Here is a 9689-nt window from a genome sequence, read left to right on the forward strand (position 1 = left end):
ATGCTCTGTTGCAGGTCGGCGAGGAGAAAGTCTGGTGTCGCGGCGGTTTGCTCAGCGGCATGGAGCTGGTTCTTGGTCTGAGTTCGGAGCTGGTTCAGGGCGGCGATGCGGCGCGCGCAAGCGCGGATGGTCAGAGCCAAGGCATCGGGGCGTTGCCAGGGGGTAAAGGGCATGCGCAGAGCGAATTGGGCCACGACGGTGGCATCGACGGCGTCGGTCTTGGTACGCGATCAACCAGGTTGCTATCGCCATCGCCCACAGGATTACCGGCCAGTATGCCAGCTTAGGAATCAAATTATCCCGGTAATGGATAATTGATCACGAATCACATTTGTATCCGTTCCATATGAACGGTATACATTCAACCACTTATAGCTCATTGCGGCGACAGCCACCAGTGAAATGAGAACAGACAACAGCCAGAGGTACGGGGTATTGGAACGGAAAAATTCCATGCTGGTTTACGTCCGCGATAGCGTTTGGAAAGAGTAGTATACTGGGCACAGATCCGGATAAGGGTAGCGGCGGTCATGCAGAATGATAAATTTTTTGTCCCCAGAACGGTAGTGAATAGCACGGTAGTGGATCATGACAAGAGGAGATAAGGAACGTCTGGGTGTATGTCGTTCGGTAACCATCACCTGTATCTCGGAAGTCGGCTGGCATGACACGGACCGGCTGCTGGCGGATATCAAGGGTGGGGGTGGATCTGACGCCAGTCAGTGGGACAAGCCTTGGCAGGCGAGCAATGCCGCAGGCAGCGCCGCCCTCATCGAGGTCGAGCTGCTGACGGGGGCACGGCACAAGTTTCTCCTCGATTGCGGGTGGAACGAGGCCTACATGCAAGGCCGTTTCGAGGCAACCGGCGTTGACGGCATGCTGGCGCGGGGCGAGATCGAGTTTCTATTCCTGTCCCATGAGCACTTGGATCACCTGTGGGGGCTGCAAGCCGTCCTGCATTACCGTCCGGACCTTCCCCTGCGCGTGCCACCCGGCTTCACCGAGGAGGCGCTGGCGTTTATCCGCGGTGAGCGTTCGGCACCTACCTCCACGGACAGGGTGCCGCCTGTCCGTCATACCGGCCCTATTCTCGTTACTCCCCCGGATAGGCCCACAGTCCTGTACCCCGGCTGTGTGGCGGTGGTCTTCGACCTTCCCATCCTGCTCGGCATCAGAGGCGAACAGTCACTGTATTTCCGGGTTCAAGACCAGGGGACCGTCTGTGTTACCGGTTGTTGCCATCAGACGGTTACCACCCTGGCGGATTACGCCCTTACCCATATCGCGACCGAGTCGACCTTGTACGGTCTTTACGGGGGTCTCCATATTGCCCCCTTTGACCCGTCGCTGTCTCCCGCGCAGGAGCGGACGATCGCCGATCTGGGGCGATTCGGCTTCCGCAAGATCGCTGCCAATCACTGCACCGGCGTGCCGGCGGTGGAGAGGATGATTGCGCTCGGCTATCCCGTTGTGCGTGGTTCCGGCCGCTACGGCTCCGCGAGCCCGCTGATGCTCGGCAACGGCGACCGTGTCGTCTTCGATTAGGGCCTACCTGGACACAAGCGTCCGGTAGAACGCGAGCATGCGGTCGGCGAGGACCGGGGCGGACCAGGTCCGAGCGTAGGCCCGGGCCTGCGCGCCGAGCCTTGTGCGTAGATTGGAATCGGAAAGAAGGCGCACCGTCTTGGAGGCAAAATCGGCCTCGTCATCGGCGGCAATCAGGCATCCCTCACCACCGTCGAGGACCTCTTGGGTACCCATGACGGCAGTAGAGACCACGGGTACGCCCAGGGCCATGGCCTCCAAGAGCACCAGGCCCTGGGTCTCGGTGCGGGAGGCAAAGACGAATCCGTCTCCGGCGCGGTAACAGTCCTCCAGATCACCGTCGCGGCTCAGATAGCCCACGAACAGGAGCTGTTCGCGTAGGCCCAGCTCGACGCCCATGGATTCCAATCTGCGGCGTGCCGGCCCCTCGCCGGCGATGACGAGCAGCACCTCCGGAATCTCACGCTTGACCCGCACCAGCATACGCAAGAGAAAGTCCACATTCTTCTCGAAGGCCAAGCGCCCGATGTGAACCAGCACGGGCCGGTCCGCCGGAATTCCGTAACGGTGTCTAAAGCGTGCTCCGTCACCCTGACTGAATTGCTCAAGCTCGATACCGGTGGGAATGACCGTGGCCGGTGTCGTTACCCCGTAGGTCTCGAGTATGGATCGCGTGGCCCGCGACGGGACCACGAGCGCATCCAGGTTGCCGCACTGGGCGGCGGAAATATGCCGCGCCGCCAGGCGCAGCCAGGACGGAGGTAAACAGGTAATGTACTTGTCGACATATTGCTCGAAGAAGGTGTGATAGCTTTCGACTACCGGGACCTTCAGCCGGCGCACCAGTTTCAGCCCCGCGTAATGGGCGATAAAAGGGGTTTGGATATGGAGTAGGTCGTAGTCCTGTGCCGCCAGTCGCGGGGTAAGCGAACGGATTCGGCTCATGCGCAAGAGGCGATCCTCCGTGTCCAGTGGAAGATAACGCGATGCGATGCGGATGATTTCGAAAGACTCCAACTCATCGCCGGTATGCTCGGCGTGGGGAGGAGCCGCAGAGATAGAGGTACCTTTGCGCAACGCCCAGCTCCTCCCTGGTGCCATTGGACCATAGTCAGGTGCGATCAGCGTAACCTGGTGCCCCTGCTTCGAAAACTCGGTGGCGAATGTCTGGATCGATGTGGATACGCCGTTAATCCGCGGGAAATAGACGTCGGAGATCATCAGGATGCGCATGGTGGCACCATAATTTCAAGAAAACCGGACTTAGAGACCGGGATCGAACGGTTGGATTCAGATGGCCGCACAGGACGCACGGGTGGAGAGACAATGGAACCTGGGCGTCTCGCCGGCGGGACTTGGCCCAGACGGCCCCATGGATAGGGAGACGACCCTGTAGCTCCGCCGCAGGTTAAGGCAAGAGCAGAATTCCCGCATAGCCCAGCACAAACCCGATGCCCGTGGCCGCTAGGACGTCGCTTGGATAGTGAAGGCCGAGGATCACGCGGGAGCTTGCGACCAAAAGGGTAAAAGGTACCAGAACCCAGGCCAGCTGAGGATAGTAATGCAACGCAACCACAGGGCGAGCGCGTATAAATTTTTAACCACACAGGACCTTAGCGCGGTAGTCGTCATCCCAAGCGGCTCAGCGTCGCTTCTGTGCCAAACGCAAGGAGGAAGGCTCACGCTCAAACAAATTCAGGCCCAGGTGTCGGATCGCGGTCATGATGGCTGGCGCGTTACCGCTGCGAATGCGGCTGGCATCCTCATGGAATACCACGTCCAGCTGTCAATGAAGCCGATTTTCCACCCCCCAGTGTCCCCGCACGGCGTGTGCGAAACGGGCGGCATTGGCCGGGATGGCGTTGATAAAAAAACGTTGCTCCACAGTTTCAGTGTCGCCGATCAAGCAGCGGCGCTCGACCAGGCCGATGCTGCGTAAGTCCCATCCACTGCTCAGTGTTGGGGAGTGTTTGGAGCGCTTCAGTGATCCAATAGCGACGAATTTCCAGGCGTCCATGGTCCTTATCTACCTCTTCATAGAAGTCATGGTCGATACTGGCAAACTCATCGGCCTGAGCCACCGCGAAAAAATCCTTGACCGCCTCGTGCAAGGCACGCTGGTTGCCTTTGAGTCCCAGCACGTACTCCGCACCTTGGTTGACGAGCTGGGCGGCAAGCTCACGCTGACAACCCATGGCATCGAGGGTGACGATGCAGCCAGTCAGCTCCAGCAGCGCCAGCAACTTAGGAATCGCCGTGAGTTCGTTGGATTTCTCCGCCGTTGCCTCCTGACCGAGTACCACGCGATTGGTGTCCCCCCAAGCACTGACCATGTGCAGGACCGCGCGCCCACGCGCGCGATCACGCGAGCCGCTGACGGTTTTGCCATCCACTGCAATGACCTGACCGCCCGTCGCCTCCGTAAGGGCTTCGGTCCAACTCGCAGAGCAGGCTTGAAAGCCCTTCACCGACAGCCACGAGATCACGCTGGCAATACAATCGTGGGAGGGAACGCCGTTCCTAAAAGGCACGAACTGGCGCCGCCATTGCAGCTTCGCTTTGCCGAATTCCTCAATGGCTTCCCAGCCGTCAGCACCACTGACGACGGCACAGATCACCAGCAGTCGAATATCCATCAAGCCGTGAAGTTGATGGCGCTCAACCCGCGGATCTTCAAGGCGCGAAAAAAGGTCTTGAAAGCGGTTTGTCAGGGGGAAAACTCCAAAAGTTGTTTCCCCCTACTTTCACCTATCTATTTGTTATTATGAAAATTTATACGCGCTCGCCCTGGAGAGAATACCTGGTCCACCCCTATTCCGGTTTGATAGTGGTTAGTATGAAAGGTTACCGAGAGGATTGCTGATCGATTATGCGTTTCGTTCGGCCACGGGACGGCGCTGTGTTTCCTGTCTCCCCCGGCTTTCTTGTCTTCCCCCCCTTTCCTGTTTTCCTCAGCTTTCTTATCTTCCCTCGCTTTCCTGTTTTCCTCGGCTTTCTTGTCTTTCCCCGTTTTCCTGTTTTCCCCGGCTTTCTTGTCTTTCCCCGCTTTCCTGTTTTCCTCGGCTTTCTTGTCTTTCCCCGCTTCCCTGTTTTCCCTGATTTTCTTGTCTTTCCCCGCTTTTTTGCTTTCCCCGACCGGTAAATCTGCTCGACATTGGTGAGTTTGCGTTCGGCTTTGAGGCAAAGCTGGATTTCCCGGTCCTTGGAACATTTCGCGGCCTTGGTATACCAGTCGCGTGCCTGAAGCAGATCTCGCTTCACGCCGAGACTCATCTTATAGAAGTCACCGAGCCGTAGCTGGGCCTTTTGATGCCCCTACTCCGCGGCCTTGCGATACCAATAGGCTGCGCGCTCGTAGTCCCGTACCTGGGGGGTTCCTTCCTCGTAATTCCTGCCTAAGGAGAACTGCAGCTCAGGACCACTCGTTTCGGCAATTTTCTCTATCAAGGTACAGGCGGCGAGCAACATCACAACCGCCACTGCTACCCAGACTCGGACGAGCCAAATTAATCCTTGTGCCTGTTTCATGACTATCTCCTCACCTTTCGGCTAGCGGCCTCCCGCGATCTGGGTTCCCCTACGTTGTCACTTCCCGATTCGAGACCGAACGTGCGCACCAATCGGAAGCCGACGGTGTTGAAACGAAAGCTTCGGGGGGCCCCGTCCCGTGCCGCGGATCGTGCCAGCACCGGTGCGTCGAGCCAAGAGCCGCCGCGCAGGACCTGCGGCGCCCCGCCGAAGCGTCCGCTGCAGGTTGCCTGGCTACCGTCGTAGCCGGTTGCGTATGCGGAGCAGGTCCATTCGGCCAGATTGCCCAGCATCTCGCGCAGACCAAATGGATTGGGCGGAAAGGCCCCGGCCGGGGCTGCATAGGTGTGCGTGTCTTCGCAGTCGGCGGTATTGGCGTATCTGCAGCCTGCTTGGGGATTATCGCCCCAGAAACGGCTTGACGTGGTGCCGGCACGCGCCGCGTACTCCCACTCCAGCTCGGTCGGCAGGCGATAGCGGCGACCGGTCTGTTTGGATAACCAGTTTGCATAGGCACTGGCGTCGTTCCAGCTGACGCAGGCAACGGGATGTCGATCCGTGACCTCATACCCCGGATGCTCCCAGGTAAGCTTCCGATCTTCCACCAAGCGTTGCCAATTCTCGTCCGGTTTCTGGCAGGGAAATTCGCTGCCGGCCTCGGATCGGTAACCCGTCTCCTCGATGAACCGCCGATAATGTCCCAAAGTGAGCTCGGTTTCGCCCATGGCGAACGGCTCCGCGACCCGCGCGAGGTGGCGTCGCTCGTCGGAATGGCGGCCCTTCTCTTGCGGCAGAGAGCCCATCTGGAACTCTCCTGCAGGCAGCCAGACCATGATGGGGCCGAAGCCGCCGTTACTCATGGGATCCGAAAAACGCGTTCCAGATATGGGTAGGGGCTCGGGCTCCGGTGGCTGCGTCGGCTTGTCTTTAGGTTGTGTATCATCGGCGACCTTGGCGGCAGTCTCCAGGGGCGGCAGGGTCGTCGCTACATCCGGTGTACCTGAGCCGGAGTCGGGTTCACCCGCATTAAAGTACAGACCAAGACCGGAAACCATGAGGACGACTACCGCCGTGCCGGCTGCGAGCCAGAGGCGTGCACTGCGCCTCCTCGGCTCCTGCGGCGCCGGCTCGCTTGTAGCCTGGGGGACCGCGGGGGTAGGTGCAGTCTTCGGTGGCGAGACACAAGTAGGGTCATCGGGGCCGGAAGCGGGTCTGACGACAGTCGCCTCATCCGCTTGGGACGCGTCGGAGGCCGTTGCTACGGATTGCCGCCACTCGGATACGGACCGCGGCCGCTCCTCCGGTTTGACCGCCAGGGCCAGGTCGATTGCGGCCAGGATCGGTTGCGGATAGATGTCCTTGCATTCCTCGGTAGCTGCCCGTTGGTTGCCACCGCGCAGTCGCTCCATGGCACTCAAGGGTTTATGACCCGTCACCGCTTGGTAAAGCACGGCACCGAAGCTGTAGATATCCGTCCATGGGCCCTGATCGCCGACATTATGGTATTGCTCCAGGGCGGCATAGACAGGGGTGTAGGACGATACGATCGAGTGCTCCTGCCCGGGGACCACGCGGCGCGCGGCCCCGAAATCGATCAATACCGGCGTGCCGTCGGCACGGATCAGGATATTCGCCGGCTTGATGTCCCGGTGCAGGATAGCAGCTGCATGGACGCGCTCCAGACCGTCGAGGAGAGGATAAAGGAGGGCCTCGAGCTCTGAGGGAGGCAGTTGGCCCCGTTGCTCGAGAATCTCCGAGAGAGGGCGGCCTTGCTCGAAATCCATGAACATATAGGCGGTTCCGTTCGCCTCGCGATAACGGGTTACGCGTACGATGTTCGGATGGCGCTCCGGGCGCGCCAGCTCCCACAGGGTCTTGGCCTCTTGCAGGAAGCGGTCGCGCGCCCAGTTGAAGGTCTCCTCGGTCTGATCGGAGAGGGGCATCACGTGACCGTCCGCCCCCCGGTAGGCGAACTCAGGGGGCAGGAATTCCTTGATCACGGCCGTTTCCGGGAAATGCGTGTTTCGGCACTCGTAGACGATACCGAAGCCTCCCGCACCCAGGATCCGGATGATCCGAAACTCCTCGATCATCTCCCCCACCGCCAAAGCATGGGGCATATTCGGCGTTGCCATCTGTGTTTTTCTCGGCTGTAGCTCGTGAGGTGTCGGCGGCACCTGATTGCTTTTCGAGGTCGCGTCCCCAACCACATGCGTTGACTGCCGGTTGCCACTTTAGCGCCGGTTTCACTTCCTTCCAAGGGGGTCGAACAGGGCAAGTGCGTATCAACCTGCCGAGAAACCGTCCTGGCGGACCTATCTGTCTGCCTGCTTGGCGGCAGACAGGTCCTGCTTGCCTTTGCAGATGCTAAAGTTATCCGGACCCTTGTCGGCAGTCTGAAATCCATACGGGATTTTTTACTTTGGCGACAAGAAAAAATCCTCATCGATTTGTGTTAAAATAGAAAGTTAAGTGTCCATAGTTGGCCCCCAGAACCCGCAGGTCCCTTACAGGTCCCTTAATGGATCAAGAACAGCAACAATCCCAGCTCAAGCAACTGATCGCCAAGGGTAAGGAGCAAGGATTCCTGACCTATACCGAAGTCAACGACCATCTGCCGCCCGGCATTGTCGAGCCGGAGCAAATCGAAGATATCGTGCATATGATCAACGACATGGGGATCGTGGTGCACGAGACCACGCCTGCGGAAATCGATCGGACCTTGAGCGATTCCACCGTCTCCGATGACGAGGCCGCCGAGGCCGCCGCGGCGGCGCTGGCATCGGTAGACAACGAGTTTGGGCGAACCACCGACCCGGTGCGCATGTATATGCGGGAGATGGGTACCGTAGAGCTGCTGACCCGTGAGGGCGAACTGCGGATCGCCAAGCGAATCGAGGACGGTCTCAATCAGGTCCTTTCTGCCCTTTCCACCTATCCCCGCACGGTCGAAAAGCTGCTGGACAGCTTTACCCGGGTGGAGGACGGAGAGATTCGCCTCTCCGATGTTATCTCGGGATTCGCCGACGCCGACGATCAGACACCGGCGTCGCCGGCCGCGGCCAAGAACGGCAAAACCGAGTCGGCCACGGACAGTGACGACGAAGCGGCCGCAGTGGATACGGGCCCGGATCTGGAAGAAGTCGCCCGCCGGGTACAGCTGCTGCGCGGCCATTATGCAGTGATGCGTGATTGCCTGGTGCGGTTTGGGCGGGATGACGAACGTACCCGTGCCGCCATGCAGGAGGTCTCCAAGGCGTTCCTGCACTTCAAGCTGGTGGCCAACGTCTTCCAGGTGTTGGTGGAGATCTTGCGTTACGCCATTGAGCGGATCCGCACCCAAGAGCGTGTGATCATGGGTCTGGCGGTCGAAGTAGCCGGGATGCCGCGCAAAGTATTCATCGATACCTTTCCGGACCACGAGACCAATTTGGAGTGGATCGACCAGCAGCTTGCCGGCGGTGGGTCCTATGTCGAGCAACTTGCGGCGAACGCCCAGGATATCCGCCGCGCCCAGCGTAGGTTGCAGGACGTGGAAAAGGAGAACATGCTCACCATCGGCGAGATCAAGGACGTCAACCGCAGGATGTCCATCGGAGAGGCCAAGGCCCGACGCGCGAAGAAGGAAATGGTCGAGGCCAACCTGCGCTTGGTCATTTCCATCGCCAAAAAGTACACCAACCGCGGTCTGCAGTTTTTGGATCTGATCCAGGAGGGCAATATCGGCCTCATGAAGGCCGTGGATAAGTTCGAGTACCGCCGCGGCTACAAGTTTTCCACCTACGCCACCTGGTGGATCCGTCAGGCCATCACCCGCTCCATCGCTGACCAGGCGCGGACGATCCGCATCCCGGTACACATGATCGAGACCATCAACAAGCTCAATCGCATTTCCCGTCAGATGGTCCAGGAGATGGGTCGTGAGGCCACGCCTGAGGAGCTCGCCGCGCGGATGGAGATGCCCGAAGACAAGGTGCGCAAGGTCATGAAGATCGCCAAGGAGCCCATTTCCATGGAGACTCCCATCGGCGACGATGAGGACTCCCATCTGGGTGATTTTATCGAAGACGCCGGGGTGATCGCCCCGGTGGAATCTGCCACTGCCGAAGGCCTGCGCGAGGCGACTCAAAACATGTTGGCCAGCCTCACCTCTCGGGAGGCCAAGGTCCTGCGCATGCGCTTCGGCATCGATATGAATACCGACCACACCCTGGAAGAGGTCGGTAAGCAATTCGATGTCACGCGCGAGCGTATTCGTCAGATCGAGGCCAAGGCCCTGCGCAAGCTACGCCATCCGACCCGCTCCGAAAAGCTCAAAAGCTTCCTCGATACGGAGTGAGCGCTACGGGCCGTTAGCTCAGCGGTTAGAGCAGGGGACTCATAATCCCTTGGTCCGGGGTTCAAATCCCTGACGGCCCACCAACTCTCCCTCCGAGAGGATGTCGTAAAAGCCCCTCTCCCGGTCTCTGGTTCCCACGCAGCGCATAGGAACGAGAAAATGTCGGCGATCCCAGAGGCCGACAGGATGTCGGCGGTCCTAGGGGCCGACAAAGTGTCGGCGGTTCCGGGGACGCTGGGACCGCCGTCTTTCAGACGGCTTACCCACCCAATGACCA

The 9689-nt window shown here is 59.6% G+C and carries 10 protein-coding genes and 1 tRNA gene; 4 read left to right on the top strand and 7 right to left on the bottom strand.

Translation table 11 applies throughout. The features are described from left to right. The coding region (locus BQ17_RS03805) for a hypothetical protein (protein WP_218068068.1) at nucleotides 1–194 on the bottom strand (194 nt) is incomplete at its 3' end. A 394-nt stretch (nucleotides 195–588) separates the two neighbouring features. Between BQ17_RS03805 and BQ17_RS03810 the strand changes: the two genes are divergently transcribed. Next, nucleotides 589–1545, top strand: a complete 957-nt coding sequence (locus BQ17_RS03810; protein WP_089724438.1) for an MBL fold metallo-hydrolase — start codon at nucleotides 589–591, stop codon at nucleotides 1543–1545. A gap of 3 nt (nucleotides 1546–1548) precedes the next feature. Here the strand turns inward: BQ17_RS03810 and BQ17_RS03815 are convergent, their stop codons facing one another. After that, nucleotides 1549–2778 carry a glycosyltransferase gene (locus BQ17_RS03815; protein WP_089724440.1) on the bottom strand — a complete coding sequence of 410 codons (1230 nt, stop codon included), beginning with the start codon at nucleotides 2776–2778 and terminating at the stop codon, nucleotides 1549–1551. A 175-nt stretch (nucleotides 2779–2953) separates the two neighbouring features. Beyond that, nucleotides 2954–3121, bottom strand: coding sequence for a phosphatase PAP2 family protein (locus tag BQ17_RS03820; protein ID WP_424945084.1), 168 nt, complete (start codon nucleotides 3119–3121; stop codon nucleotides 2954–2956). Here BQ17_RS03820 and BQ17_RS23105 point away from each other — a divergent pair. Beyond that, nucleotides 3107–3484 (top strand): hypothetical protein, encoded by a 378-nt coding sequence (locus tag BQ17_RS23105; RefSeq protein ID WP_256091467.1) that lies wholly within the window; start codon nucleotides 3107–3109, stop codon nucleotides 3482–3484. The two genes, BQ17_RS03820 and BQ17_RS23105, sit on opposite strands and share 15 nt — an antisense overlap. Here the strand turns inward: BQ17_RS23105 and BQ17_RS03825 are convergent. The 4 genes from BQ17_RS03825 to BQ17_RS03840 all read right to left on the bottom strand — a co-directional run bounded on the left by BQ17_RS03825 (nucleotide 3435) and on the right by BQ17_RS03840 (nucleotide 7208). Next, complete coding sequence (locus BQ17_RS03825; protein ID WP_256091468.1) at nucleotides 3435–4181, bottom strand: ISAs1 family transposase; 747 nt, start codon at nucleotides 4179–4181, stop codon at nucleotides 3435–3437. The two genes, BQ17_RS23105 and BQ17_RS03825, sit on opposite strands and share 50 nt — an antisense overlap. Nucleotides 4182–4297: 116 nt before the next feature. Beyond that, complete coding sequence (locus BQ17_RS03830; RefSeq protein ID WP_141699081.1) at nucleotides 4298–4756, bottom strand: hypothetical protein; 459 nt, start codon at nucleotides 4754–4756, stop codon at nucleotides 4298–4300. Between the two features lie 104 nt (nucleotides 4757–4860). Then, entirely contained in the window at nucleotides 4861–5073 is a 213-nt protein-coding gene (locus BQ17_RS03835; protein WP_089724444.1) for an SEL1-like repeat protein, read from the bottom strand. 2 nt (nucleotides 5074–5075) lie between these two features. Further along, nucleotides 5076–7208, bottom strand: a complete 2133-nt coding sequence (locus BQ17_RS03840) for an SUMF1/EgtB/PvdO family nonheme iron enzyme (RefSeq protein ID WP_089724446.1) — start codon at nucleotides 7206–7208, stop codon at nucleotides 5076–5078. 386 nt (nucleotides 7209–7594) lie between these two features. On the opposite strand from BQ17_RS03840, the gene rpoD reads away from it, so the two are divergent. Both rpoD and BQ17_RS03850 read left to right on the top strand, forming a co-directional pair. Next, nucleotides 7595–9412, top strand: coding sequence for an RNA polymerase sigma factor RpoD (gene rpoD / locus BQ17_RS03845; RefSeq protein WP_089724448.1), 1818 nt, complete (start codon nucleotides 7595–7597; stop codon nucleotides 9410–9412). 7 nt (nucleotides 9413–9419) lie between these two features. Beyond that, nucleotides 9420–9495 (top strand) — tRNA-Ile (locus BQ17_RS03850). The last annotated feature ends 194 nt before the right edge of the window (nucleotides 9496–9689 follow it).

This window comes from Candidatus Thiosymbion oneisti (assembly GCF_900092655.1).
Classification (GTDB): domain Bacteria; phylum Pseudomonadota; class Gammaproteobacteria; order Chromatiales; family Chromatiaceae; genus Thiosymbion; species Thiosymbion oneisti.